The following is a 24331-nucleotide window of genomic DNA, read 5'->3' as shown; positions in this document are numbered from 1 at the left end:
ATGGTTCGGAATCGTCTGGAAAAACTGCGGAAATGGATGGCGGCGGAGGGGGTCGAGGCCTTCATCGTGCCGTCGAACGACCCGCACTTCAGCGAATACGTCGCTCCACACTGGGCGTGTCGGGCTTGGATCAGCGGATTCGACGGGTCGGCGGGGACGGCGGTCGTGACGCGAACACGGGCCGCTTTGTGGACCGACTCGCGCTACTTTCTGCAAGCCGAGGCGCAGCTCGACGGAAGCGGTATCGAACTCCAGCGGATGGGACTGGCCGGGACACCGGAGATCATGGAGTGGCTGGCGGCACAGCCCGATATACAGCGGATCGGGGTGGACAGCCGTCTGTTCAGCCACACGGCTTTCCAGCGGCTGGCGGACGAGGCGGCGGAGAGGGGGATGACCTTGATCGGCTGTTCCGATCCGTTCGACACGATTTGGGAGGGACGGCCCGATATTCCGGCCGAACCGGCCACGATTTTAGAGGAACGATACAGCGGCGAGTCGACCCGTTCGAAACTGCAGCGCATCCGGGCACTGGGCGACGGAAAGCCAGAGGAGGCGGTACGGCTGATCGCCGTGCTGGACGAGATTGCCTGGACACTGAATATCAGGGGCACAGACATCGAATATAATCCGGTGATGATCGGTTACTTGTCCATCGAGCCGGAACGCGCCCTGCTTTTCACCGTGCCTGAGCGATTCGGCTCTCGGGAACGGGAACGATTGGCTGCCGAAGGGGTGGAAGTACGGGCTTACGAGGCTTTCGGCGACTACCTCGCCACACTGGCGAATCGGCCGGTGGTGATCCATCCGGAGGGGTTGGATCAGGCTCATTACGCCGCTTTGGAGGCAGCCGGGGCTCGAATCGAAGAGGAGACGCCCCCTTACAGCTCGATCGCCCTGCTGAAAGCCGTCAAGAATCCGACCGAGATCGACGGATTCCGGCGGGCGATGGAGGTGGACGGGGTGGCGTTGGTGCGGTTCGAAATGTGGCTCGAACAGACGATCGAAGCGGGCGGACGACCGACCGAACGGGAGATCGCCAACCGGTTGCACGCTTTTCGGGCGGCCGATCCCGATTTCCGCGGCGAAAGTTTCGAAACCATTGCCGGATATGGTTCGCACGGGGCGATCGTACACTATGCCGTCTCCGAGGAGAGCGACCGGGCGATCGGCACCGACAGTTTTCTACTGATCGACAGCGGCGGGCAGTACCCGTTCGGAACGACCGACATCACGCGCACCTACCATTTCGGCGCACCCACGGAGGAGCAGCGGAGGGATTATACCGCCGTTTTACGGGGGATGATCGACCTGAGCGCCGCGCTGTTTCCGACCGGGACACGGGGGGCACAGTTGGACGTGCTGGCCCGCCGTCACCTCTGGCGCGCCGGACAGAACTACCTGCACGGGACGGGGCACGGGGTCGGGCACTGCCTTTGCGTGCACGAAGGGCCCCAGTCGATCCGGATGAACGAAAATCCAGTGACCCTGCAACCGGGCATGGTACAGAGCTGCGAACCGGGACTGTACCTCACCGGGAAACACGGTATCCGCATCGAAAACCTGACCCTGGTGACGGAAGAGGGATGTCCGTCCGGTTTTCAGCGGTTCGAACCGCTGACCTTGTGCCCCATTTCGCTGCGCGCCGTCAATACAGCGGTGTTGGACACCGACCAGCGCGACTGGCTGAACCGGTATCATGCCGCGGTATACGAACGGCTCGCGCCGCGGCTGACGTCCGAGGAGCGTGACTGGCTGCAAGAGAAGACCCGCCCGATTTAGGCACGCTTCTTGATGTTCCGTCGTCCGGTACAAACCCTTATAAACTATCGAACGATGGAATACGAAACGATTACCGGCTTCGATCCGAAGCGTTATTTGGGCACATGGTATGAAATCGCCCGCTTCGACTACCGATTCGAACGCGGTCTGTATGCCGTCACCGCCGAATACACCCAGCGGCCGGACGGCAAGATCCGGGTGGTGAACAGCGGCCGGCGCGGTTCGCCCGACGGCCCGACAGTCTCGACCGAAGGCAAAGCCAAGTTAGGGGCACCGAAAGACCCCGTCCGGCCGGGCTTTCTGAAGGTCTCTTTCTTCGGGCCGTTCTACAGTCCGTATTACATTCTGGCCTTGGATCCGGACTACCAGTACGCTCTGGTGGCGGGTAAGCGGCACAAGACCTTGTGGATTCTGTCGCGGCAGCCACAACTATCGCAGGAGACGACCCAAAAGCTGCTCGAAGTGGCCAGACAGCAAGGGTTCGACACCTCGAAACTCCGGTTCGTCGAGCAGAGTGACCGGACACCGTATTAATATCAGACAAAAAGAGCGGGTGCACCATCATCTAAACGATGGTGCACCCGCTCTTCACAAAAATCCGTCACGCGCATCTATATCCCATCAAAACCGGTCCAGGTCGTATCCCGCTCCAACTGATAAAGATACACCTGGTTATCCGGCAGATCATACTCCACAAACACACAGTTTTTATTTCTTCTCCGAGCTTTGGCATAGGAGGGGGAGCGATCATCGAACCACGTTGATTTATAACTGTAACAGATCCTTTTGATTTTTGCCCCAAAGACGATCAAATAAGTATATCGTGCAAAATCCAATTGATTCCGCGAAATCAGACTATCTGCATCCAATTCGCTATCGACCAGCTGCATAAGGTTCCCGAATTCCTCTTCGGAATGGATAAAACGATAGGCGTCGGGGTAAAATCCCGTATGCTTCACCGAGAGTCGATAACAAGCCTGATAAGGAATATCGTGCCGGCGAAAGAATATCGCAATACAAGCAACAAAAAAGACAATCAGACAACCCCCTATTACCCGATACCTGTTTCTCATCTATGCACCTCCCTCACGGATTATAGAGGTCGAAATTCCGGAAGTTGAGAATCGCCTCTGTCATATCGCGCATCTCGCGCGCCGCCGTATGCCCCGGCTCCAGCTCCAGCGCCCGGTTGAAATCGTTGAGCGCCCGCCCGAAATCGTTCTGACGATAATACAGCCGCCCCCGTTCGAAATAGAAATCCGCCCCTCCGGTCGCCCCATACAATCCCCGCTCGCGGATATAAGCCTCCACCGCCTTCGGCACCGCACCCTCCGCCAAATCTGTCCCCTCCGCCAGCGCCCGTCGAATCGAAGTCGAGTCGATCTCGAATCCCGGCGCCTGCGCCATCTCCGGCGACGCCACGCCGCCGCCTCGCGGATAGAACAGGAACCCCACCCGCCGCTGCAACTCCTCCGACCGGTACCACCGCGGCAACTGGTCGGCGATATCGCTTCCCGCCAGAATCGTAAATTGCACGTCCGGATAGAGACCCTGCAGATACTCGACCATATGAATGGTATAGGAAGGGTAGGGCAGTTCGCGTTCGACATCGCAAACCCGAAGCCGCGCCTCGCCGACCTCCGCCAAAGCCAACCGCACCATCTCCAGCCGATCCTCGAACGGAGCCAGCTTCTCCGGCTTTTTCAACGGATTCTGCGGCGACACCACCAGCCACACCTCCTCCGCCAGCTCCCGCTCCACCACATACCGCGCCACCGCCAGATGCCCGCCGTGCACCGGATTGAACGACCCCATCAGGAGCGCGATTCGCCTCTCTCCGCTCCGCCTCATCGCCCGGCCAGAAAATCGCCAACCACCCGCCTTGCCTCCGCATAAGCCGTCTCCAGGTCGTCATTGACAATCACCCGGTCGAACTTCGGCGCATAGGCGATCTCCTGCTCCGCCTTGGCCAGCCGGCGTTCGATCGCCTCCGGCGAATCGGTGCCGCGCCCCTCCAGCCGCGCCCTCAACGCCTCCACCGACGGAGGCATGATGAAGACCGACAGAGCCTGATCGCCGAACAGCTTCTTGATATTCAGCGCCCCCACGACATCCACGTCGAACACCACGACATGCCCCCGATCCCAGATCCGGTCGATCTCGGCCCTCAACGTCCCGTAGCAGGTTCCCGCATAGACCTCCTCCCACTCCACGAACTCTCCGGCCTCGACCCGTGCGGCGAATTCCGACGCATCCATGAAATAGTAGTCCACCCCGTCCCGTTCTTCGCCCCGCGGCGCCCGCGACGTGGCCGAAATCGAGAACTCCAGCTCCGGAAAGCGATCCAGCAGATGCCGGACGATGGTCGTTTTGCCCGATCCCGACGGCGCCGAGAATATCAAGACTTTGCCCATAACTCGAAATGTTTTTTACAAGAGGTTGAGTAACTGTTCCTTGATCTTTTCCAGCTCGTCCTTCATCCTCACCACCAGCTTCTGAATCCCTGCGTGATTCGCCTTGGAGCCCGTGGTATTGATCTCGCGGCCGATCTCCTGCGCGATGAAGCCCAACTTGCGTCCCACCCCCTCCGACTCCCGAGCCACCGTCCGGAAGTAGTCGCAATGCTGCTTGAGCCGCACTTTCTCTTCCGTAATGTCGAATTTTTCGAGGTAGTAGATAATCTCCTGCTCGAACCGGTTGTTGTCCACCTTCACCTGCAACGCCTCCAGATTGTCCCTCAGCCGCGCCCGCACCGTCTCGATGCGCTCCCCCTCGAGCGGCACGATCTGAGCCGCCAGCTCCTCGATCGTATCGATCCGCTTCAGGAGATCTGCGATCAGCACCTCTCCCTCCTGTTCCCGGAACCGGTTCAGGTTCTCCACCGCCTCGTCCACCGCTTCGGCCAGTGCGGCCCACTCCTCCGGACGGATCTTCACCATTTCGGTCTGCATCACCTCGGGCAGACGCAACACAGCCGTCATCAGCGGCTCATTCCCGTTCGTATCGCCCAACTCGCTCCGCAGCCGCACGAGCTGTTCGTAGTAAGACTTGAACAGAGCGGCATTGATCGTCCCGCCGCATCCCGTCTTCGCCCCGCCGAGGTTCTCGAACGAGACGGCGATATCCACCTTCCCCCGTCCCAATGCCCGTCCCACCGTATTGCGGATGTCGTACTCCTTCTCGCGATAGAGGGTCGGAATCCGCGCCGACATATCCAACTGTTTGCTGTTGAGACTCTTGATTTCGACGATTATTTTCCGTTGTTTCGTGTGCCGTTCGGCACGACCGTAACCGGTCATCGACTTTACCATAACGATTCGCTGATTTGTACCGAACAAATATAACGCGAATTTCTCATTTTTCGATTCGGATGCGCTTTCCGCACCTCCCTCTGCGAACAAAATCCTTCAAAAAATTTCGGGATTGGATAATATTTTCCGATATTTGGGCCTTCCGTCCGCCGGACAGCCGACGACACAAACCGAAGATATTCAACATACACACCCGATATGAAAAAACACAACTTTTCCGCCGGCCCTTCGATTCTGCCGCGCGTAGCAGTCGAAAACGCCGCCAAAGCCGTATTGGACCTCAATGGCATCGGTCTGTCGGTGCTCGAAATCTCGCATCGTACGAAAGATTTCGAAGAGGTGCTGGACGAAGCCGTAGCTCTGTTCAAAGAACTGCTCCGTATTCCGGAGGGGTACAGCGTCCTGTTTCTGGGCGGCGGGGCGAGCATGCAGTTCTGCATGGTGCCGTTCAACCTGCTGGAAAAGAAAGCCGGGTATATCAACACCGGCGTATGGGCCAAAAAGGCGCTGAAAGAGGCCAAGCTGTTCGGAGAGGTCGAAACGGTGGCTTCGTCGGAAGACAAAAACTTCTCGTACATTCCAAAAGGGTACGCCATTCCGACCGATCTGGACTACCTGCACATCACGACCAACAACACCATCTTCGGGACGGAGTACAAAACCGATATCGACTCGCCAGTGACGCTCGTGGCGGATATGTCGTCGGATATTCTGTCCCGGCCGGTGGACGTATCGAAATACGGCCTGATCTACGGCGGGGCGCAGAAAAACCTCGGGCCGGCGGGCGTTACGTTCGTCATCGTGCGCAACGACATCCTGGGCAAGGTTTCGCGGGCGATCCCGACCATGCTGGACTACCGGACGCATGTGGAAGGGGGATCGATGTTCAACACACCGCCGGTCTTCCCGATCTACGTGGTGCGCGAAACGCTGAAATGGCTCAAGTCGATCGGCGGCGTTCCGGCCGTCCAAAAACTGAACGAAGAAAAAGCGGCGCTTCTCTACAACGAAATCGACCGCAACTCGATGTTCACGGGGACGGCGGCCGTAGAAGACCGCTCGCTGATGAATGTCTGCTTCGTCTACAGCGAGGCTCACAAGGAGCTGGAACCGAGCGCATTCCTCGATTTCGCCAAGGCACGCGGGATGGTCGGAATCAAGGGACACCGCTTAGTGGGCGGCTTCCGGGCTTCGATCTACAACGCGATGCCGAAAGAGAGCGTGCAGGCGCTGGTGAACTGCATGCAGGAATTCGAAAAACAGTACAATTAACGCCCCCATTTTGGGGACTGGAGGGTACTGTTCTCTTTGTGAACAAAGAGAACCAGAAAAACTTTATTAGAGGATGCTTACGCATCCTAAAGCTGCCGGTGGCCCAACTCTCGGACTTTTTTTGGGCCGGGAGTTGTAGCGCGCTTAATGCAATCACAACCTTTGGCGCGCTACAACCCCGACCCAAAAGCAATCGCAGAGAATGAGGACTGCGGAGCGTAAGGAGTAGCGTAGCTAACTAAAAGTCTTTTGGGTACCTTTTCTTCAGAACCGAGTAGCGTACCGAGAGCAGAGACCGCTTGCGGGATTTGCCGAGGTAGCACGAGGAAGACGAACTCAAAAGGTACGGTTCCGTCCGGTTTTCAAAATTGGGAACCCAATTACGATTTGTTATGAAGATATTGGTAGCGACCGAGAAGCCCTTCTCGAAACAAGCGACAGACGGTATTGCAGAGATCGCCCGTGAGGCGGGATACGAATGCGCCTTGCTCGAAAAATACACCTCCGCCGATGAGCTGAAAACAGCCGTTGCAGATGCAGACGCACTGATCGTGCGGTCGGACAAGGTGACCGCAGATGTGATTGCCGCGGCACCGAAATTGAAGATCGTGGTTCGGGCAGGGGCAGGATATGACAATCTCGACCTGGCGGCTTGCACGGCGCGGGGAATCGTGGCGATGAACACGCCGGGACAGAACTCCAACGCCGTGGCCGAGCTGGCCATTGCGATGATGATCTTCATGGCCCGGAACCAGTTCACGCCAGGGACGGGGCATGAAATCAGCGGAAAACGGCTGGGGATTCATGCCTATGGGAATGTGGGTCGGATCGTAGCGCGGTACGGACGGGCATTGGGGATGGAAGTCACGGCCTACGACCCGTTCATCACCGACGCAGCGATTTTCTCCAACGACGGAGTGAAGATGGCTTCGTCCGTGGCGGAACTCTACAAAAACAGCGACTACCTCTCCTTGCACATTCCGGCGACGGCAGAAACGAAAAAATCCATTGGTTATGAGCTTCTTATGTCGATGCCAAAGGGCGCTACTCTGGTGAACACGGCACGCAAGGAGGTGATCGACGAAGCAGGCTTGGCCAAGGCCTTGACGGAACGCTCCGACTTGAAATACATCACCGACATTCTGCCGGACACCGCTGCCGAGCTGGCGGAAAAATTCGAAAAACGCTTCTTCACCACCCCGAAAAAGATGGGAGCCGAGACCGCCGAGGCCAACGTGAACGCAGGATTGGCGGCAGCACGGCAGATCGTGGCCTTTTTCAAAGACGGGGTGACCAAATTCCAGGTGAACAAATAGCATATGGTACAGATCAAACCTTTCAAAGGGATTCGGCCGCCGCGGAGTTTGGCCAAAGAGGTCGCTTCGCGCCCGTACGACGTGCTTAATTCCAAAGAGGCGAAGGCCGAGGCGGGGGAAAAGTCGCTGCTCCATATCATCAAGCCGGAAATCGACTTCGACCCGATCATCGACGAGCACTCTGCACAGGCTTACGACCAAGCCGTGGCCAATTTTAAAAAGTGGAAAGCCAACGGGTGGCTCGTGCAGGACAACGAAGAACACTATTATGTCTATGCCCAGACGATGGAGGGGCGGACGCAGTACGGTCTGGTGGCGGCATGCCATTTTCAGGACTACGTGGACGGTAAGATCAAGAAGCACGAACTGACCCGGCCCGACAAGGAGGAGGATCGGATGATTCACGTCCGGAACCAGAACGCCAACATCGAACCGGTATTTTTCGCCTATCCGGCACAGGAAGAGATGGATACCATCATCCGACAGGTTACGGCTTCGAAAGCACCTGAATATGATTTCGTTGCCGATGGGGACGGATTCGGACATAAATTCTGGGTGATCGACGATCGGGATACGATGGCACGGATTACGCAAATTTTTGCCCGGATTCCGGCCTTGTACGTGGCGGACGGACACCATCGGACAGCTGCCGCGGCACGGGTAGGGGCTGAAAAAAAAGAGGCTTTGCTCAAGGCCGGGGGGACGTATACCGGAACGGAAGAGTTCAACTATTTTCTGGCGGTGATTTTCCCCGACAACCAGCTGAAAATCATCGACTACAACCGGGTGGTGAAAGACCTGAACGGTTTGACGCCAGCGCAACTTCTCTCGGCTTTGGAAGCCGATTTTATCGTGACGAAAAAAGGCAAGGGTATTTACCGACCGGCGGAATTGCACGATTTTTCCATGTATCTGGCGGGAGAGTGGTACAGCCTGCGCGCTCGCGAGGGGAGGTATGACGATACGGATCCGATCGGGGTGCTGGATGTGACGATCCTTTCGAATCTGGTGCTCGACAAAATTCTTGGAATCAAAGATTTGCGGACAGACAAACGGATCGATTTCGTGGGTGGCATCCGCGGCCTCCAGGAGTTGGCCGACCGCGTGGACAGCGGAGAGATGGCCGTGGCATTCGCCTTGTATCCGGTCTCGATGAAACAGCTGATCGACATTGCAGATACGGGCAACATCATGCCGCCGAAAACCACGTGGTTCGAACCGAAACTGCGGTCGGGACTGGTCATTCATGCACTCGACGAGTAGAACGGCAAAACAACGAGTTGGTTTTTACAATTATTCGATTTGCAAAAACAAGGATAACAATACGTTATCCTTGTTTTTATTTATTTGGACATCGTATATAAATCCAAATTATCGCCTCCGCCGGACAACATTCGGAGTACCTTTGCACGTTAGTAGGGAGACGAAAAACTCCAGCACATCCGCCATGGCCAAAATAAAAGGAAAGATCGTCGTCGACATCGAACGTTGCAAAGGTTGCGGCGTCTGCATCGAGGCCTGTCCGACACAAACCATCGAACTGAATCCGCAGGTCAACTCCAAAGGGTACAACTACTGTTATATGGCTTCGCCCGACGCCTGCATCGGCTGCGCCGGGTGCGCCGTGGTGTGTCCGGACAGCTGCATTGTCGTGTATCGCGAAAAACAAGAAGCATAAGGAAAGATGGAAGATATCAAACTGATGAAAGGGAACGAAGTGCTCGCCTACGCAGCCGTGCGATGCGGAGCCGACGGTTACTTCGGCTACCCGATCACCCCGCAGTCGGAGGTGCTCGAAACTTTGAGCGAACTGCGGCCGTGGGAGACCACCGGCATGGTCGTTTTGCAGGCCGAAAGCGAGGTGGCATCGATCAATATGGTATACGGAGGGGCGTCGGTCGGGAAACGCGTCATGACCTCGACGTCGAGCCCGGGGCTCTCTTTGATGTGCGAAGGACTTTCTTATCTGGCGGGGGCGGAGTTGCCTTGCGTGGTGATCGACGTGTCGCGCGGGGGGCCGGGTCTGGGAACGATCCAGGCTTCTCAGGCCGACTACTTCCAAGTGGTCAAGGGGGGAGGGCATGGCGACTACCGCATGCCGGTGCTGGCACCCAATTCGGTACAGGAGATGAACGACTTCGTGGACTTGGCTTTCGAACTCGCCTTCAAATACCTGAATCCGGCCATGATTCTGGCCGACGGCGTGATCGGACAGATGATGGAAAAAGTGCGGCTGAGCCCGCAGAAACCGCGCCGGACGGAGGAGGAGATACGCAAAGAGTGTCCGTGGGCGGCGCTCGGGAAAGGCGCCCGACGGAAAGAGCGGAACATCGTGACATCATGCTACATCGATCCGGAGACCATGGAGCGGCACAACCACAAGTTACAGGCGAAATATGAGCGGATGGAGCGTGAGGAGGTGCGGGTCGAAGAGATGGAGGTCGCGGATGCGGAATATATTTTAGTGGCATACGGGGCATCGTCGCGCATCTGCGCCAAAGTGGTCGAAGACGCGAGGGCCGAGGGTTTGAAAGTGGGTTTGATTCGTCCGATTACCCTCTTCCCGTTCCCGAGCGAAACGATTCGACGCGCGGCACAGCATGCCAAAGGCTTTCTGTCCGTCGAGCTGAGTATGGGGCAGATGATTGAAGACGTACGGATGGCGGTGGGGAACGCTGAAATACCCGTGCGTCACTTCGGACGCACCGGAGGGATTATCCACTCGCCGCGCGAAGTTTTCGCCGCGCTGAAACAATTCATGACCGAGACAGGAGGCTTGTAAACGACTATGGCAGAGACACCTATATTCCAAGTGGCCGAAACGGACGAGAATCGGGTTTACGGTCGTCCGCGCTTGTTGCTGGACACCACGATGCACTACTGTCCGGGTTGTTCGCACGGGACGGTACATAAGCTGGTGGCCGAAGCGATCGACGAATTGGGCGCAGAGGAGAACGCGATCGGAATTACTCCGGTGGGCTGTGCGGCCTTTCTGTACAACTACATCGACATCGACTGGGTTCAGGCCTCGCACGGACGGGCACCGGCCGTAGGCACGGCAATCAAACGGCTGTGTCCCGACAAACTCGTCTTTACCTATCAGGGGGACGGAGACCTGGCGGCGATCGGGACGGCGGAGGCTATCCATGCGGCGAACCGGGGGGATAATATCGCAATCATCTTTATCAACAATGCGATATACGGGATGACCGGAGGGCAGATGGCGCCGACTACTTTGCTGGGGATGAAGACCGCCACCACGCCGATGGGACGGACGCCGGAATTGAACGGCTATCCGTTCAAAGTGGCCGATACGCTCGCCTTGCTGGACGGGGTGACCTATGTGACGCGACAGAGCGTCAACTCGCCGGCCAACGTGCGGTGGGCGAAAAAAGCGATCAAAAAGGCGTTCGAAAATTCCATCAATAACAAAGGATTTTCCTTTGTCGAAATCGTGGCGACCTGCAATTCGGGCTGGAAACTGTCGCCCGTGGCGGCCAATCGGTGGATGGAAGAGAACATGCACGCCACCTATCCGCTGGGGGATTTGAAAGACACGACCTCGGCCGGAGCGGCTGCTGAAAAATAACGACACATTATGAAAGAAGAGATCATTATAGCCGGATTCGGAGGGCAGGGGGTTCTGTCGATGGGGAAGATTTTGGCCTACTCGGGCGTAATGCAGGGGCAGGAGGTGAGCTGGATTCCGTCCTACGGGCCGGAGATGCGGGGCGGGACGGCCAACGTGACGGTGATTCTGAGCGACCGGAAGATCAGTTCGCCGGTCCTGCAGGAGTTCGACACGGGTATTGTCCTGAACCAGCAGTCGTTAGACAAATTCGAGGATTCGATCAAGCCGGGCGGAACGCTGCTCTACGATCCGAACGGAATCACACAGGCGCCGCACAGAACCGATCTGGATATCTATACCATCGATGCGGCAGTCGAGGCTGCGCGGAGCGGGAATGCCAAGGTATTCAATATGTTCGTTTTGGGAGCCTTTCTGAAGATCAAGCCGCTGGTGACGATCGAGAATGTGATCGAAGGCTTGCGACATTCGCTGCCGGAGCGGGCGCACAAGATGATTCCGGCCAACGAGGCGGCGTTGCGCCGCGGGATGGAGCTGGTCAAAAAGGCCGAATAAACAGATACGGAAAAGGGCGGTGATTCTCAGAATTCACCGCCCTTTAAACATTCCAGTACAGCCGAACGATATTTGCGGGAAATATCGATTCTGGCACCCCGGACATACACCGCCGCTTCCTCATAACGCTCGATCAATCCGGCATTCACCAGAAACGAGCGATGAGTTCTCAGGAACGGCTTCCCCAATTCCCGTTCCCAGTGAGAAATATTCGTTTTATTGCGGTATGCCCGGCCATCGTCGGTATGCAGCCAAACCTCGTCGTCATTGGACTCTATATAAGCGATCCGCCCGACTTCTACGGAAATCCGCTTCCGGTCCGAAATAAACTCGACAAACCGCTTCGCATCAACCTCGGCCTTCCCAGTCAGATAGTACTCAATCAGCTTCAACGGCGCCAAATAGACGAACAACACCAGCCACACGAAAACCGGATTCAGCAAAACGCCGGGCAGACGGGTCGCAGGCGACTCGAAAAATAAGGCATGGGCGAGCAACAGGATTAGATACTGCGTAAACAGCACCCCGAACGCAAACCAGACCAGATCGAACGGACAACGAAACGACAATTGTCGGTAAAAATACTCGACCAACAGTACGCACGGCAAAAACGAAACCGAAACAAACAGCGCTTCAACCAGCGAATAACTGAAACTGAGCAGTACCAAACCGACCAATACAATCATTCCGCTCCAATACAGAAAAACGCACCCGCTTTTCATCTTCAAACAATTTTCAGATTTTTCTCCTCTAAAATTACCCCTTTCCAGCCCAAATCCATCCCCTGCAAGGTAAAGAGAGGGATTCGGCAACTCCACAACAGGATTCGACCATACCATTCGATCCGATTACCTCTAACTTTGTCATAGGGAAATCCGGAATCCCCCGACCATTTTAATCACCCTTTAAATCACGCAAGCCATGATCGATTTATTCATCAATGGAGGCATGGGCTGGATGTCGATGCTGACCATCGAACTGATCGCCCTCTTTTTCGCCGCATGGAAAGCCCCGACCTGGGTTCGGGAGATCGGCGCTATCGCACTCTCCACCGGCATACTCAGCACTTTCATCGTATTATTCAACGCATTCGGCACCATCGAAATGGCCGGCGACATCAGCATGAGCCTGCTGTGCAGCGGCCTGCGACTGGCCATTATTCCGATATGCTACGGGATACTGATCTTCATCGCCTCACTGGTAATCCGTATCGTCCAGAAACCGAGAATGTAACTCTCCATGCAAAGGGGGGGGCTGTTCCGAACGAACAGCCCCCCCCTTTGCTTATTATTCCGCCGTCAGTCCGACCGTACTAAAGCAACCGGTAAGTTTTTTCATCGAATATGCTGTAATCAGATTGAATCAGCGCATGAAAATATTCCGGAACGCCTCGCCCACCTCGTCGACCACATACCTCCACCGCGTCGCGATCCCAACGACCAACGCCACGATCAGCAGATACATCAGTTTTTCGTTCGTCGAACGCCCCTTCCACCACCGTGTCACCCGATTTCCCATACCATTTTCGTTAATGAAACGCCACAATACCCGCCGCCATCACCGCCATCCCGACAATCAGCCCCCAGATCGCCACATGGTGCTCGCCATACTCATGCGCCGCCGGCAGCAGCTCGTCCAGCGAGATATAGACCATAATCCCCGCAATCGCCGCGAAGATATACCCCAGCATCTCCGGCGTCAGGAACGGCGCCAGAATCAGGTATCCGACCACCGCCCCCACCGGTTCCGCCAGCCCCGAAAGGAACGAGAATTTGAACGCCTTCTTCCGGCTCCCCGTCGCATAGTAGACCGGCACCGAAACCGCAATCCCCTCCGGAATGTTGTGAATCGCAATCGCCACAGCGATCGCCAGCCCCATCCGCGCATCCTCCAACGCCGCCATAAAGGTGGCAATCCCCTCCGGAAAATTGTGAATCCCGATCACCAGCGCCGTCATCACCCCCGTCCGCATCATGTGTTTCGGATTGACCAGCCGTCCCCCATCCCGGTTCCGCAACTCCAGCCGCATACTCTCCACACTGCGCACCTCGTGCGGATTCTCCACCGACGGCACCAGCCGGTCGATCAGAGCGATAAACAGAATCCCTCCGAAGAAAGCCGCCGTCGTCGCCACCCCTCCCCAATGTTCTCCATAGCCCTCGCCGAGAATACGCATCGACTGCGGAAAAAGATCGACGAACGAGACATAGATCATCACCCCCGCCGAGAAACCCAGCGCAAACGACAGAAAACGGCGGTTCGTCCGCCGCGCCAACAGAGCGATCAGGCTGCCGATCCCCGTCGAGAGACCGGCCAGCAGCGTGAGTACAAAAGCATAAATGACATTCGTTTCCATGCCTGACATCGGGCCGATTTTTCACAGACCGCGTTCAGCCCCGGCAGAACTCCTGCAAATTTCGGGCAAAAATCACCCCTTTTTCCCAGGGCCGCACGCCTACCGCACCCGGTTCTTGAACTCCACCGACGCCAGCTCCCGATTGGCCTGCGCAATCTTGTCCGCCAGCTCGGATTTGAACTTCAGCATTTTGGCCTGCAACTCCGGTTCGCCCGTGGCAATGATCTGCATGGCCAGAATCGCCGCATTCTTAGCCCCGTCCAGCGCCACCGTCGCCACCGGAATCCCCGACGGCATCTGCAGCATCGAGAGGATGCTGTCCCACCCGTCGATCGAGTTGGACGACTTGATCGGCACCCCGACCACCGGCAGCGGCGTCAGCGCTGCGACCACCCCCGGCAGATGCGCCGCGCCGCCCGCACCCGCAATAATCACCTTCACCCCCCGCGTATGGGCGTTCCGGGCGAAGTCCAGCACCAAGTCCGGTGTGCGGTGCGCCGAGAGAGCGTTGATTTCGAACGGAATCCCCATCTCGTCCAGGAATTTGGCCGCTTCGGACATAATCTTCAAGTCCGACGTGCTGCCCATGATAATCGAAACTTTCGGTTGCATAGGAATAGGGTATTTATTTCGTATTTTTGCGAAAGTATAAATTTTTCGGCAAAACGCCTCCATCCGCAGTGACTTCCGAAACCGAAACGATAACGATCCGCAGCCGCCGTTTCCGACTCCACCTCTCCGGCGAAGCGATCCGGAGCGCGATTTCGCGCCTCGCCGAGACGATCAACCGCGACTACGCCGACGCCGAACGCCCGCTGCTGCTGGTGACCCTCAACGGCGCTTTCGTCTTTGCCGGCGAACTGTTTCGACAGTTGACCGGACCGTTCGAGGTCGCTTTCGTGAAACTCGGCTCATACGGTGCCGGCATGACCTCGTCGGGAACCGTGTCGGTCGACGTGCCCATTACGGCAGCGGTCGAAGGGCGGGACGTGCTGATCGCCGAGGATATCGTGGAGACCGGAACGACCATTCGCACCCTGCACGCTATGCTCAAGGAGCGCGGGGCACGGAGCGTACGGGTAGCGACCCTGCTGCTGAAACCGACCGTCTACTACCGACAGGCTGAACAGCCGAACCCGCTGCCGATCGACTACGCCGCTTTCGAGACCGGGCCGCTCTTTCTGGTCGGCTACGGGATGGACTACGACGGGGCCGGGCGTAACCTCGGGGCGCTCTATGCCGTTTGCGACGACAAATAACATGACAGATCACGCTTCTATCGACGAACTTCTGGACGGCGGCCGTCTGTTGCCGCTGGTGGAGGACTTCTACACCATTCAGGGCGAGGGATACCATGCCGGCAAACCGGCCTATTTCATCCGATTGGGGGGATGCGACGTGGGGTGCCGGTGGTGCGACGCCAAATTCACGTGGAACGCCCGGCTCTACCCGCCGACCCCGGTGACCGAGATCGTCGAACGGGCGGCGGCCTTGCCGGCCCAGGCTATCGTGATCACGGGCGGCGAACCGACCCTGTATCCGCTGGAGCCGCTGACGACTTTACTCAAGGCCAAAGGTTTGGAGATATTTATCGAAACCTCGGGCACCCATCCGCTGTCGGGACAGATCGACTGGGTGTGCCTGTCGCCGAAGCGGCAGCAACCGCCGCTGGCGGAAGTCTTGACCCGGGCCGACGAGCTGAAAGTCATTATTGAGACCGAAGAGGATCTGGCGTGGGCCGAAGAGAATGCCGCGCGGGTTTCGCGCCATTGCCGCCTCTACCTGCAACCCGAGTGGAGCCGTTATCAGGCGATCACCCCCGTGCTGGTGGAGTACGCCAAAACGAATCCGCGGTGGAACATCTCCATCCAGACCCATAAATTCATGCACATTCCATAGTACCTATGTTCACATTCGAGGAATTTTCGGATTTCGTCCGTTCGCTGACCCCGACGATTCGGGAGACGGTCGAAAAATACATCGGCCACGTCCGGGTGGAGTACAAATCCGACCACTCGCCGGTGACACTGGCGGACAAAGAGATCGAACGGTATATCGTCTCGCAGATCGAAGCCCGTTTTCCGGGCGGGACGATCGTAGGCGAGGAGAGCGGCACGCATCCGGCGACCGGGCCTGACACCGGGTCGCAGGTCGAATGGATCATCGACCCGATCGACGGAACGAAAAGTTTCATCCACGGCGTGCCGCTGTTCGCCACGCTGATCGGTGTCCTAGTCGGCGGGAAAGCGGTTTACGGCGCGATCTACAACCCCTTGCTGGACGACCTGATCGTGGGAGACAACCAGGTGGCGCTTTGGAACGGCACGCCGACACGGATGCGGGAGTGCGGCGCGCTGCGTGAAGCGACCCTGCTGACGACCGACCTGCTCGACATCGAAAAACACCGGAACCTCTCCGCCTTTATGACGCTGGCACACGAGTGCCGGCTCCTGCGGACATGGGGCGACGCTTACGGCTACTGCCTGCTGGCGACCGGAAGGGCCGATATTCTGGTGGATCCGATCATGAGCCGGTGGGACATCGCCGCCCTGATTCCGGTGATCCGAGGCGCGGGAGGCGTCATCACGGACTACGCCGGCGGCGAGCCGGAGACGGGCGACTCCATCATCGCATCCGCCCCGGCCCTGCACGCCGGAATCATCGCCCTGCTGAACAAATAGCCGCCTCCGGTTTGGTCAGCGCAGGAAAAAGCACTATCTTTACGCCGCATTCAACGTTCGGGGTGTAGCGCAGTCCGGTTAGCGCACCTGCTTTGGGAGCAGGGGGTCCCAGGTTCGAATCCTGGTACCCCGACAAGCGACGAAAGAGGGGGGTGGAATTTCCTAAGGAAATTCCACCCCCTCTCCGATTTTTCATGGCCGGATTACCGTATCCGGAAAGTCGCCAGTACCCCCTTGTGATCCGTCGGCCAGTTCACGGTCGACGGCAGCAGGAAGGGGTCTTGAGAAGACTCCACCATCCCTCTCCCCCGCTGCACCGAGCCCCGTGGCCCGAAAATCGTCACCTCTTTCAGTTTCATCCGCTTGTCCGGCCGATAGAAGATGAAATCGATCCGCTCGCGCTCATCCGCCTTGGGTGCCCAGAGCAACTGCCGCATCTCCACCCCCGGACAGTCCGCCGGATAGGTGTAACCCGGATGGGTCACCGGATTCGGATACTTCACCCGATAGGTATCCGCGTATCCCGCTCCGTCCAGCAGCGTGGTCACCGTCCACGGCACCACCATGCCCCGATGATCGGCACTGTCTTTCGTAGCCTCCGTCCAGTCCAGATGCGACGGCTCGTTGAAATCGCCTCCCAACAAAATCAGATGCCCCGCCGCCGCATCCCGGGCAGCATCGGCAATAAACAGCCGGATCGCATCGTCCCGCTGCGACGCCACGTTATCCGCCAGGATGCTCGCCAAGTCGGTATCCGGCTCCGGCAACTCCGCCCACGTGCTCCCGTCGTAGCCCCGCACCCGGTAATAGGCGCAATTCCGATAATCCAGGTGGGTCGTATAGACGCTCACCTTCTGACCTTTCGGCAGGGTAGCGACCAATTTGTACATACTCCCGTGGTCGTCCTTTTCCGGAAAGATCGTCACGCTGTCCGAAATCGGAAAGCGGCTCAACAGTCCCGAATCCTTGCTTTTGAACGAATAGTACATCTTTCCCTTCGCCCGCAGCGACTCGACGATCCGATCGCAGAACCGCGTATCGCGGTAGTTGCGCACCTCGCTGAGCATCACGAAATCGGCATCGGCATAAGCGATCTCGTCGACCAGCGCGGCATAGCCGTCAGGCACCGACGTCCCCTCCTGCCAAATGTTGAGTTGCAGCACCCTGAGTTCCCGGGCCGCCGCCATGCCGGTTCCCAGCAGCAAACCGGCCAGACAGATGAACAAACGTTTCATGTTTTTCGATATATCGTGTGAATACTGTGATTTCAACTCCCCGAACGCCGCCCCGGGCTACCGCCGTGACAATACGGGTATGTTGGGCACCGCCGGCTACTACGGTTCCAGTTGGTCCTCTGCAATCAGCGTCGAAAACGGTATGAGCTTGCGCTTTTATACGGCCTGGCTTGTTCCCAGTAGCGACTATAGTCGTGCCTACGGTTTTCAGTTGCGTTGCCTCTCGGAATAAACGAGACATAAAAGGTCACTCAGCCAGATGCTCCACCAGCACCTTCACACCGATCAGCACCAGCATGATCCCTCCGACCAACTCAGCCCGCTCGCCGAGCCGCCCCCGGCTTTTTCGCCCCAGATACAGCCCCGTCAGCGACGAAACAAGCGTGACCGAAGCAATGATGAAAACCGCCGCCAACATATTGAGCAGCTGCGAGTCCGACGGAACGATCGTGAGCGGCAGCATCGCCATGGCGATCCCCGCCGCCAAGGCATCGATGCTGGTCGCCACCCCCAGCATCACATTCCGTCCCCAGGCGAACGGATTTCCCTTCAAATGCTCCTCATTCTCTTCGCCGAAAGAGTCCCGAATCATCTTTCCGCCCAGAAACAACAGCAACAGAAAAGCGATCCAATGGTCATACGCCTCGATCACTTTCCGGAAATTGATCGCCACCGCCCAACCGATCATCGGAGTGACCCCCTGACACACCCCCAGAACCGCCGCAAAACGAAACAGCCGCCGACGGGTGCACGCATGACAAGACATGCCGCACGAGAGCGACACGGCAAAAGAGTCGAAACAGAGTCCGACAGCGAACAACAGCAAGGTGATCAGATCCATAACCGGTGAAAATTCGAGGCGGCTAAATTAAGGATTATTCCCTTGCACCGCAAACATCGCCGACCCATATCAACCGGAGAATCGGATAGGGCCTGCCCTCCGCATCGGCCTCCGCACGAGCTATCCTCCGGAAGCCCATCCGCTCATAAAATCCGACCGCCTGTCCATTTTGCTCATTCACCTCCACCCGCCTGCAACCGCGTTCACCGACCGCATGACGCACCAGCCGCGCACCGATTCCGCGCCCCCGGAAATCCGGATGCACGAACAACATCTCGATCTCCTCGCCGAGTACCCCCATAAACGCCACGATACGCCCTTCGTGCCGCGCCGCAACCAGACTCACCGCACGCAGATACTCCGGCATCCGCCGCCTGTAGAATTCCACGTCGCCCGGTTGCAGAAAATCGTGCGTCGCCCGTACCGAAGCCTCCCAAAGGTCGATCAAAGCGGCATATTCATCCGTCTCCACCGTTGTCAGTTCCATCCTCTTTTTCATTCACTTATCCCACAATCATAGCCATAATCTCCCGCCCCTGCGCCCGGTCGCGGAATTCACCTAGATAGATTCCCTGCCACCGCCCCAAGGCCAACCGCCCCCCCCACGATGGGAACCGTCACGCCCGACCCGACGAGCGATGCTTTGGCATGAGCCGGCATATCGTCATCCCCTTCGAGCGTATGCCGAAACCAGGGCTGCCGCTCCGGCACCAGCCGGTCGAAAATGGTTGCCAAATCGGCCTGCACATCCGGATCGGCATTCTCGTTGATCGTCAGCGCGGCCGAGGTATGGCGAATAAACAGATGCAAAAGTCCCGCCTCCGGCAGCTCCGGCAGTGCGGCCACCACCTCGTCGGTCACCAGGTGGAACCCGCGCGTCCGGGCCCGGAGGGTAAAAACGACTTGTCCGACCACCATACCGTGTCTACCGTTCTTCGGCCCGGAATCCGGCCTCCGCGACAATCCGCACGATCTCCGCCGGCGCCAAATCGCTCTCGACGGTCAGCACCTTGTCGGGGAGAGTCAGGTCCAACGACCAGGCTCCGGCCGCGACGCCGTTCTTTTCGAGTGCCGCACCGATGGCAGCCACACATCCGCCACACTTCGCATTGGTTTTGAATTTATGAATCGTCATTTTATGTAAATGTAAAAATTAATCTTCGGATTTTAGGGTAGAGTAGTCCCGGCTTTTCACGCAGTCCGTTTATTCCGAGAGGCAACGCAACAGACGACCGTAGGCACGATTGCCCATGCCGCTGGGATCGAGAGTTGTTGAGTGGAAGTACAAGTATACACTATGGCTGTCGTCGACCGCAGACGAGTAGACGGAACCGTGGCTGCCCACACTGTACCATCCGCCCGTTGACGCGATGCGGTAGCCCGGGGCGGCAATCTTGTCCGTACTTTAAAATTTGCTCCATTTGAGCCGCAAACTGTTGAGCACCACCGACACCGAGCTAAACGCCATCGCCGCACTGGCCAGCATCGGACTCAACAGGATTCCGTAAGCCGGATACAACACACCCGCCGCCAGCGGAATCCCGATCAGGTTATAGACGAAAGCCCAGAACAGATTCTGCCGAATCGCCCGCACCGTCCGCCGCGACAAAAGCACCGCCTGCGGCAGACGCGCCAGATCGGAACTCATCAGCGTCACCATCGCCACATCCATCGCAATATCCGTCCCGCGCCCCATCGCCACACTCACATCCGCCCGCGCCAGCGCCTGCGAATCGTTGATCCCGTCGCCCACCATCGCCACACGCCGCCCCCGGGCCTGCAACTCCTGAACGTACCGCTCCTTATCGTCCGGCAGCACCTCTGCCCGCAGGTGCCCGATGCCCAGCTCCCGGGCCACCGCCTCGGCCGTATTCCGCCCATCGCCCGTCAGCATGTGCACCTCGATTCCCATCCGCTCCAACTCCCGCACCGCCTCCGCCGAAGTCGGCTTCACCGGATCGGCGATCGCCGCCACCGCCAACAACTCAGCCCCCCGGCCATATCCGATCACGCTCTTTCCCGCCGCCTGCCACACCTCGGTTTGCCGGGACACCCCGTCCGGTATCTCCGCTCCGTACTCCACGGCCAACGCCCGGCTGCCGACCCAATACTCCTCTCCGTCCGCCCCCCGCACCGCAATCCCTTTCCCCGTCAGGCTGCGGAAATCAGTCACCTCCGCCGCAGAAACGCCCGCCTCCGAAAGCGCCACCACCACTGCCGCCGCCAACGGATGCTCCGACTTCTGCTCCGCCCCCAGCAAGATGGCCTGCAACCCTCCGCGGACCGCCTCCGGAACCAGCCACAGCCACTCCGTCACCGCCGGTCTCCCCTCGGTCAGCGTGCCCGTCTTGTCCAGCACCACCGTATCGATCCGGCATAGATGCTCCAAAGCAAAGGCATCCTTAATCAGAATCTGCCGCTCGGCCGCCCGACCGATGCCCACCATCAGCGCCGTCGGCGTAGCCAGCCCCAGCGCGCACGGACAGGCGATCACCAGCACCGAGACCGCCGCCAGCAAGGCATAAGTCAGATTCGCCCAGCCTCCGCAAGCGATCCACACCACAAAAGTCACGACCGAGATACCGATCACCGTCGGCACGAAGACCGCACTCACCCGATCGACCGTCCGCTGCACCGGCGCCTTGCTTCCCTGCGCCAGCTGGACCATCTCGACAATCCGCGCCAGCACCGTCCCGGCCCCCACCGCCTGTGCCTCCAGCACGAAAGCCCCGCGCTGGTTGATCGTCCCCGTCCACACCCGATCGCCCGGCTTTTTCGACACCGGCAGCGGCTCGCCGCTGATCATACTTTCGTCCACATACGATGCCCCCTCGGCCACCCGGCCGTCCACCGGAATCCGCTCGCCCGGACGCACCGCGATCCGGTCGCCCGGCCTGAGCTGCGCAATCGGCACCTCCCGTTCCGTTCCGTCCGCCTCGACCAGCCGAGCCGTCTTGGGCTGCAACCCCATCAGCTTCCGGATCGCCGACGAGGTGCTCCCCTTGGCCCGCTCTTCGAGCAGCTTGCCCACCGAGACGAAAGCCACGATCATCGCCGCCGCTTCGTAATAGACATGCGGTTCCAGCCCGCGTGCCCGCCACACCTCCGGAAAGAGCGTGTTGAAAAGGCTGAACAAAAAGGCGATACCGGTGCTCAGCGCCACCAGCGTATCCATATTGGCCTTCCCGTGCCTGGCCTGCCTCCACCCCGTGACGTAGAATCCGCGTCCGAAGACAAAAAGCACGGGAATCGTCAGTCCCAGCTGCACCCACGGCGACCACTCCGCGTGCATCCATCCCATCCCCACGACCATCAGCGGAATGCACAACGCCCAGGCCCCAAGCGTCCGCCGCAGCAAAGCCCGATAGTGTCTCCGCTGCTCCCGCTCCTGCGCCTCAACGGCATTTTCTTCGTCGATAATCAGATCATAGCCGATCGCCTGCACCGCCTCCCGCATCCGGCCGAGCGTCACCTCCTCCGGATCGAACTCCACCGTCAGCGTCGCCGCGGCGAAATTCACCGACGCCTCATACACCCCCGGCAACGCCCGCACCGTGCTCTCCACGCTCGCCGCACAGACAGCACAACTCATTTCCAAGACCGGAACGGTCTTTTTCACTCGATTTTTCATAATTTCGTCCAACGGGAGCTCCACCAAGGCCCCGATACAAAAATAATGGAAATCCTGCACAGTTTCGCCCCGGTCGTCACACCGACAAGCCGGGTTTTAGTCCTCGGCACGATGCCGGGCGCCGCATCGCTCGCCAAACAGGAGTATTACGGTTTTCCGCACAACGCTTTCTGGCGCATCATGGCCGCATTGGGCGGAGCGGACAGCGTACCGGAGCGCTATGCCGACAAGTTAGAGCTGCTCCGCCGCACCGGCATCGCCCTGTGGGACGTGTGCCACAGCTGCCGCCGGGCGGGAAGTCTGGACAGTAACATCGTAGACGAAGCCCCGAACGACATCGCCGCTTTGCTGACGGCCCACCCCTCGATCCGGGCGGTAGCTTTCAACGGCGGCCCCGCTTTCCGGCTCTTCAAGAAGCACATCGGTCTCGACGCGATAGGCGAGGGGAGAGCCCTGTTGACCCTGCCGTCCACCAGCCCGGCCAACGCCTCGTGGTCGTACGAGCGGAAACTCGCGGCCTGGTCGGCTTTGCGCGAGTGGCTGTAAGGAGCCCGAACCGCCTGAAAACGAAAAATCCCGCGGACGACACTTTGATCATGATGTGTCCGCGGGATTTTCCTATCTGCCACAAGAAAAACGTCAATCGTAAGCGTTCGACTTCAGAATCCCCACCTCTCTCGGCGTCAGATAGCGCCAGAACCCTCTCCGTAGCCCCATCTTCGTCAGACCGGCAAAATAGACCCGATCCAGCTTCACCACCTCGTATCCCAGCGCTTCGAACATCCGCCGCACGATCCGGTTGCGACCCGAATGGAGCTCCACCCCCACCTCGCGCATATTCCCCTCCACCCAGCTCACCTCATCGGCCCGGATCGGCCCGTCCTCCAGCTCGATCCCCGCGGTCAGTTTCTCCAAATCCTCCTCGCTGCACGGTTTATCGAGAAAAACGTGGTAGATCTTCTTTTTATTGTAGCTCGGATGGGTCAGCTCCTTGGTCAGATTGCCGTCGTTGGTCAGTAACAGCACCCCCGTCGTATTCTTGTCCAGCCGCCCCACCGGATAGACCCGCTCCTTGCACTCGCCCTTCAACAGGTCGATTACCGTCCGGTCCGCATGCGGATCGTCCACCGTCGTCACATACCCCTTCGGTTTGTTCAGGATGATGTAGACCTTCTTTTCCCCCTTGAGCAGTTCTCCGTTGAGCCGCACCTCGTCCTTGCCCGGCCGTATCTTCGAACCGAGCTGATCGACCCGGACGCCGTTCACCGTCACCTCGCCCGCCTCGATCAGCTGATCCGCCTCGCGCCGCGAGCAGACACCCGACATCGCAATAAAGCGGTTGAGCCGCATCTCCTCCGGCATCGCCTGCGCCGCCTCCTCATAGCGCCGCTTGCGCTCCCGCCCCTCATCGAAGCGCTTATCGGAATACGCCTGCTTTTTGTTCTTGGAATAGGCCTGCCGTTTATCCGAGTCATAGACCCGTTTTTTCATCCCCTCCGGACGCTCTCCGTCGTTTCGCGACGAATCCCGCCGCGCGCCGAACTCCTTCTGTTTGAACTCCTTTTTCGGCCCCTTCTTCCTGAAGTCGTTCCGGAAATCCTTGAACACCGGCCCCTCCGTCCGTTCGCCTCCGCGCTCTTCGGTCTCCTCCTCGCTACGCAGCGCCTCTTCGCGCCGCGTCCGGAAAAACGAACGGCCGCTCCGGCCGTCGCGTCCGCCGAACGGACGCTTCTTATTCGTATGCTGCTGATCCATAATGTAC

At 58.6% G+C, this 24331-nt stretch carries 30 protein-coding genes, 1 tRNA gene and 1 pseudogene; 16 read left to right on the top strand and 16 right to left on the bottom strand.

Annotated features, from left to right (window positions below; all coding sequences use genetic code 11):
* Positions 1-1782: an aminopeptidase P family protein gene (locus tag QZ292_RS01715; RefSeq protein WP_294596943.1), complete on the top strand. Its 1782-nt coding sequence runs from the start codon at positions 1-3 to the stop codon at positions 1780-1782.
* Positions 1783-1836: 54 nt separating this feature from the next.
* Complete coding sequence (locus tag QZ292_RS01710) at positions 1837-2316, top strand: lipocalin family protein (protein WP_294596941.1); 480 nt, start codon at positions 1837-1839, stop codon at positions 2314-2316.
* Positions 2317-2393: 77 nt separating this feature from the next.
* Here the strand turns inward: QZ292_RS01710 and QZ292_RS01705 are convergent, their stop codons facing one another.
* From QZ292_RS01705 to QZ292_RS01690, 4 genes are all read right to left on the bottom strand, one after another.
* Complete coding sequence (locus tag QZ292_RS01705; RefSeq protein ID WP_294596938.1) at positions 2394-2672, bottom strand: hypothetical protein; 279 nt, start codon at positions 2670-2672, stop codon at positions 2394-2396.
* 196 nt (positions 2673-2868) lie between these two features.
* Positions 2869-3633, bottom strand: coding sequence for a nicotinate (nicotinamide) nucleotide adenylyltransferase (nadD, locus tag QZ292_RS01700; protein ID WP_294596936.1), 765 nt, complete (start codon positions 3631-3633; stop codon positions 2869-2871).
* Positions 3630-4196, bottom strand: coding sequence for a guanylate kinase (gene gmk, locus QZ292_RS01695; RefSeq protein WP_294596935.1), 567 nt, complete (start codon positions 4194-4196; stop codon positions 3630-3632). The genes nadD and gmk overlap by 4 nt, the downstream gene beginning before the upstream one ends.
* A 15-nt stretch (positions 4197-4211) precedes the next feature.
* Positions 4212-5093 (bottom strand): YicC/YloC family endoribonuclease, encoded by an 882-nt coding sequence (locus QZ292_RS01690; protein ID WP_294596934.1) that lies wholly within the window; start codon positions 5091-5093, stop codon positions 4212-4214.
* 198 nt (positions 5094-5291) lie between these two features.
* Between QZ292_RS01690 and serC the strand changes: the two genes are divergently transcribed.
* The 7 genes from serC to QZ292_RS01655 all read left to right on the top strand — a co-directional run bounded on the left by serC (position 5292) and on the right by QZ292_RS01655 (position 11825).
* Entirely contained in the window at positions 5292-6365 is a 1074-nt protein-coding gene (gene serC, locus QZ292_RS01685; RefSeq protein WP_294596933.1) for a 3-phosphoserine/phosphohydroxythreonine transaminase, read from the top strand.
* Positions 6366-6757: 392 nt separating this feature from the next.
* Positions 6758-7681, top strand: a complete 924-nt coding sequence (locus QZ292_RS01680) for a 3-phosphoglycerate dehydrogenase (protein ID WP_294596931.1) — start codon at positions 6758-6760, stop codon at positions 7679-7681.
* 3 nt (positions 7682-7684) lie between these two features.
* On the top strand, positions 7685-8944 hold the full coding sequence (locus QZ292_RS01675) for a DUF1015 family protein (protein WP_294596928.1): 1260 nt from the start codon (positions 7685-7687) through the stop codon (positions 8942-8944).
* 184 nt (positions 8945-9128) lie between these two features.
* Entirely contained in the window at positions 9129-9359 is a 231-nt protein-coding gene (locus QZ292_RS01670; protein ID WP_294596926.1) for a 4Fe-4S binding protein, read from the top strand.
* A gap of 6 nt (positions 9360-9365) precedes the next feature.
* Entirely contained in the window at positions 9366-10463 is a 1098-nt protein-coding gene (gene vorB, locus QZ292_RS01665) for a 3-methyl-2-oxobutanoate dehydrogenase subunit VorB (protein ID WP_294596924.1), read from the top strand.
* Positions 10464-10469: 6 nt separating this feature from the next.
* Entirely contained in the window at positions 10470-11270 is an 801-nt protein-coding gene (locus tag QZ292_RS01660; RefSeq protein ID WP_294596922.1) for a thiamine pyrophosphate-dependent enzyme, read from the top strand.
* A gap of 9 nt (positions 11271-11279) precedes the next feature.
* Positions 11280-11825 carry a 2-oxoacid:acceptor oxidoreductase family protein gene (locus QZ292_RS01655; protein WP_294596920.1) on the top strand — a complete coding sequence of 182 codons (546 nt, stop codon included), beginning with the start codon at positions 11280-11282 and terminating at the stop codon, positions 11823-11825.
* A 26-nt stretch (positions 11826-11851) separates the two neighbouring features.
* Here QZ292_RS01655 and QZ292_RS01650 read toward each other — a convergent pair whose 3' ends face one another.
* Positions 11852-12547, bottom strand: a complete 696-nt coding sequence (locus QZ292_RS01650; RefSeq protein ID WP_294596986.1) for a LytTR family DNA-binding domain-containing protein — start codon at positions 12545-12547, stop codon at positions 11852-11854.
* A gap of 199 nt (positions 12548-12746) precedes the next feature.
* Here QZ292_RS01650 and QZ292_RS01645 point away from each other — a divergent pair, with 199 nt between their 5' ends.
* Positions 12747-13058 carry a hypothetical protein gene (locus tag QZ292_RS01645; protein ID WP_294596917.1) on the top strand — a complete coding sequence of 104 codons (312 nt, stop codon included), beginning with the start codon at positions 12747-12749 and terminating at the stop codon, positions 13056-13058.
* A 129-nt stretch (positions 13059-13187) separates the two neighbouring features.
* Here the strand turns inward: QZ292_RS01645 and QZ292_RS01640 are convergent, their stop codons facing one another.
* From QZ292_RS01640 to purE, 3 genes are all read right to left on the bottom strand, one after another.
* Positions 13188-13331: a hypothetical protein gene (locus QZ292_RS01640; protein WP_294596914.1), complete on the bottom strand. Its 144-nt coding sequence runs from the start codon at positions 13329-13331 to the stop codon at positions 13188-13190.
* Between the two features lie 22 nt (positions 13332-13353).
* Positions 13354-14181, bottom strand: coding sequence for a zinc transporter ZupT (gene zupT, locus QZ292_RS01635; RefSeq protein ID WP_294596983.1), 828 nt, complete (start codon positions 14179-14181; stop codon positions 13354-13356).
* Positions 14182-14280: 99 nt separating this feature from the next.
* On the bottom strand, positions 14281-14793 hold the full coding sequence (gene purE / locus QZ292_RS01630; RefSeq protein WP_294596911.1) for a 5-(carboxyamino)imidazole ribonucleotide mutase: 513 nt from the start codon (positions 14791-14793) through the stop codon (positions 14281-14283).
* A gap of 68 nt (positions 14794-14861) precedes the next feature.
* Between purE and QZ292_RS01625 the strand changes: the two genes are divergently transcribed.
* From QZ292_RS01625 to QZ292_RS01610, 4 genes are all read left to right on the top strand, one after another.
* Positions 14862-15440, top strand: coding sequence for a phosphoribosyltransferase family protein (locus QZ292_RS01625; RefSeq protein WP_294596907.1), 579 nt, complete (start codon positions 14862-14864; stop codon positions 15438-15440).
* 1 nt (position 15441) lies between these two features.
* A complete protein-coding gene (locus tag QZ292_RS01620; protein ID WP_294596904.1) occupies positions 15442-16080 on the top strand; it encodes a 7-carboxy-7-deazaguanine synthase QueE in 639 nt (212 codons plus the stop codon).
* A gap of 5 nt (positions 16081-16085) precedes the next feature.
* Positions 16086-16862: an inositol monophosphatase family protein gene (locus QZ292_RS01615; protein ID WP_294596902.1), complete on the top strand. Its 777-nt coding sequence runs from the start codon at positions 16086-16088 to the stop codon at positions 16860-16862.
* A 58-nt stretch (positions 16863-16920) separates the two neighbouring features.
* A tRNA-Pro gene (locus QZ292_RS01610) sits at positions 16921-16995 on the top strand.
* Positions 16996-17065: 70 nt separating this feature from the next.
* On the opposite strand, the gene QZ292_RS01605 is transcribed toward QZ292_RS01610, so the two are convergent.
* The gene (locus tag QZ292_RS01605) at positions 17066-18097 is read right to left on the bottom strand and encodes an endonuclease/exonuclease/phosphatase family protein (protein WP_294596899.1); all 1032 of its coding nucleotides are present in this window, start codon (positions 18095-18097) and stop codon (positions 17066-17068) included.
* Here QZ292_RS01605 and QZ292_RS01600 point away from each other — a divergent pair.
* Entirely contained in the window at positions 18081-18329 is a 249-nt protein-coding gene (locus QZ292_RS01600; protein WP_294596896.1) for a hypothetical protein, read from the top strand. The two genes, QZ292_RS01605 and QZ292_RS01600, sit on opposite strands and share 17 nt — an antisense overlap.
* Before the next feature lie 15 nt (positions 18330-18344).
* Here the strand turns inward: QZ292_RS01600 and QZ292_RS01595 are convergent, their stop codons facing one another.
* The 6 genes and pseudogenes from QZ292_RS01595 to QZ292_RS01570 form a co-directional block, all read right to left on the bottom strand.
* A complete protein-coding gene (locus tag QZ292_RS01595) occupies positions 18345-18938 on the bottom strand; it encodes a manganese efflux pump MntP family protein (protein WP_294596893.1) in 594 nt (197 codons plus the stop codon).
* A 34-nt stretch (positions 18939-18972) separates the two neighbouring features.
* Complete coding sequence (locus tag QZ292_RS01590; protein ID WP_294596891.1) at positions 18973-19425, bottom strand: GNAT family N-acetyltransferase; 453 nt, start codon at positions 19423-19425, stop codon at positions 18973-18975.
* A 16-nt stretch (positions 19426-19441) separates the two neighbouring features.
* Positions 19442-19853, bottom strand: a pseudogene (locus QZ292_RS01585) (secondary thiamine-phosphate synthase enzyme YjbQ).
* A 10-nt stretch (positions 19854-19863) separates the two neighbouring features.
* Positions 19864-20073 carry a heavy metal transport/detoxification protein gene (locus QZ292_RS01580; RefSeq protein ID WP_294596889.1) on the bottom strand — a complete coding sequence of 70 codons (210 nt, stop codon included), beginning with the start codon at positions 20071-20073 and terminating at the stop codon, positions 19864-19866.
* Positions 20074-20142: 69 nt separating this feature from the next.
* On the bottom strand, positions 20143-20283 hold the full coding sequence (locus QZ292_RS01575) for a hypothetical protein (protein ID WP_294596886.1): 141 nt from the start codon (positions 20281-20283) through the stop codon (positions 20143-20145).
* 60 nt (positions 20284-20343) lie between these two features.
* On the bottom strand, positions 20344-22569 hold the full coding sequence (locus QZ292_RS01570) for a heavy metal translocating P-type ATPase (RefSeq protein ID WP_294596884.1): 2226 nt from the start codon (positions 22567-22569) through the stop codon (positions 20344-20346).
* Positions 22570-22614: 45 nt separating this feature from the next.
* Between QZ292_RS01570 and QZ292_RS01565 the strand changes: the two genes are divergently transcribed.
* Entirely contained in the window at positions 22615-23115 is a 501-nt protein-coding gene (locus QZ292_RS01565) for a DNA-deoxyinosine glycosylase (protein ID WP_294596882.1), read from the top strand.
* 93 nt (positions 23116-23208) lie between these two features.
* Here the strand turns inward: QZ292_RS01565 and QZ292_RS01560 are convergent, their stop codons facing one another.
* The gene (locus QZ292_RS01560; RefSeq protein WP_294596880.1) at positions 23209-24324 is read right to left on the bottom strand and encodes a pseudouridine synthase; all 1116 of its coding nucleotides are present in this window, start codon (positions 24322-24324) and stop codon (positions 23209-23211) included.
* Positions 24325-24331: the final 7 nt, after the last annotated feature.

It is taken from the genome of uncultured Rikenella sp. (genome assembly GCF_910577125.1).
Classification (GTDB): domain Bacteria; phylum Bacteroidota; class Bacteroidia; order Bacteroidales; family Rikenellaceae; genus Rikenella.
This window is presented reverse-complemented; position numbering and strand designations above follow the sequence as displayed.

Excerpts from the sequence above, each read along its gene's own strand:
- QZ292_RS01715 (WP_294596943.1), top strand. The coding sequence starts at position 1 with ATGGTTCGGAATCGTCTGGAAAAACTGCGGAAATGGATGGCGGCGGAG.
- QZ292_RS01710 (WP_294596941.1), top strand. The coding sequence starts at position 1,837 with ATGGAATACGAAACGATTACCGGCTTCGATCCGAAGCGTTATTTGGGC.
- QZ292_RS01705 (WP_294596938.1), bottom strand. The coding sequence starts at position 2,672 with ATGCAGCTGGTCGATAGCGAATTGGATGCAGATAGTCTGATTTCGCGG.
- nadD (WP_294596936.1), bottom strand. The coding sequence starts at position 3,633 with ATGAGGCGGAGCGGAGAGAGGCGAATCGCGCTCCTGATGGGGTCGTTC.
- gmk (WP_294596935.1), bottom strand. The coding sequence starts at position 4,196 with ATGGGCAAAGTCTTGATATTCTCGGCGCCGTCGGGATCGGGCAAAACG.
- QZ292_RS01690 (WP_294596934.1), bottom strand. The coding sequence starts at position 5,093 with ATGGTAAAGTCGATGACCGGTTACGGTCGTGCCGAACGGCACACGAAA.
- serC (WP_294596933.1), top strand. The coding sequence starts at position 5,292 with ATGAAAAAACACAACTTTTCCGCCGGCCCTTCGATTCTGCCGCGCGTA.
- QZ292_RS01680 (WP_294596931.1), top strand. The coding sequence starts at position 6,758 with ATGAAGATATTGGTAGCGACCGAGAAGCCCTTCTCGAAACAAGCGACA.
- QZ292_RS01675 (WP_294596928.1), top strand. The coding sequence starts at position 7,685 with ATGGTACAGATCAAACCTTTCAAAGGGATTCGGCCGCCGCGGAGTTTG.
- QZ292_RS01670 (WP_294596926.1), top strand. The coding sequence starts at position 9,129 with ATGGCCAAAATAAAAGGAAAGATCGTCGTCGACATCGAACGTTGCAAA.
- vorB (WP_294596924.1), top strand. The coding sequence starts at position 9,366 with ATGGAAGATATCAAACTGATGAAAGGGAACGAAGTGCTCGCCTACGCA.
- QZ292_RS01660 (WP_294596922.1), top strand. The coding sequence starts at position 10,470 with ATGGCAGAGACACCTATATTCCAAGTGGCCGAAACGGACGAGAATCGG.
- QZ292_RS01655 (WP_294596920.1), top strand. The coding sequence starts at position 11,280 with ATGAAAGAAGAGATCATTATAGCCGGATTCGGAGGGCAGGGGGTTCTG.
- QZ292_RS01650 (WP_294596986.1), bottom strand. The coding sequence starts at position 12,547 with ATGAAAAGCGGGTGCGTTTTTCTGTATTGGAGCGGAATGATTGTATTG.
- QZ292_RS01645 (WP_294596917.1), top strand. The coding sequence starts at position 12,747 with ATGATCGATTTATTCATCAATGGAGGCATGGGCTGGATGTCGATGCTG.
- zupT (WP_294596983.1), bottom strand. The coding sequence starts at position 14,181 with ATGGAAACGAATGTCATTTATGCTTTTGTACTCACGCTGCTGGCCGGT.
- purE (WP_294596911.1), bottom strand. The coding sequence starts at position 14,793 with ATGCAACCGAAAGTTTCGATTATCATGGGCAGCACGTCGGACTTGAAG.
- QZ292_RS01620 (WP_294596904.1), top strand. The coding sequence starts at position 15,442 with ATGACAGATCACGCTTCTATCGACGAACTTCTGGACGGCGGCCGTCTG.
- QZ292_RS01615 (WP_294596902.1), top strand. The coding sequence starts at position 16,086 with ATGTTCACATTCGAGGAATTTTCGGATTTCGTCCGTTCGCTGACCCCG.
- QZ292_RS01600 (WP_294596896.1), top strand. The coding sequence starts at position 18,081 with ATGAACAAACGTTTCATGTTTTTCGATATATCGTGTGAATACTGTGAT.
- QZ292_RS01605 (WP_294596899.1), bottom strand. The coding sequence starts at position 18,097 with ATGAAACGTTTGTTCATCTGTCTGGCCGGTTTGCTGCTGGGAACCGGC.
- QZ292_RS01595 (WP_294596893.1), bottom strand. The coding sequence starts at position 18,938 with ATGGATCTGATCACCTTGCTGTTGTTCGCTGTCGGACTCTGTTTCGAC.
- QZ292_RS01590 (WP_294596891.1), bottom strand. The coding sequence starts at position 19,425 with ATGGAACTGACAACGGTGGAGACGGATGAATATGCCGCTTTGATCGAC.
- QZ292_RS01580 (WP_294596889.1), bottom strand. The coding sequence starts at position 20,073 with ATGACGATTCATAAATTCAAAACCAATGCGAAGTGTGGCGGATGTGTG.
- QZ292_RS01570 (WP_294596884.1), bottom strand. The coding sequence starts at position 22,569 with ATGAAAAATCGAGTGAAAAAGACCGTTCCGGTCTTGGAAATGAGTTGT.
- QZ292_RS01565 (WP_294596882.1), top strand. The coding sequence starts at position 22,615 with ATGGAAATCCTGCACAGTTTCGCCCCGGTCGTCACACCGACAAGCCGG.
- QZ292_RS01560 (WP_294596880.1), bottom strand. The coding sequence starts at position 24,324 with ATGGATCAGCAGCATACGAATAAGAAGCGTCCGTTCGGCGGACGCGAC.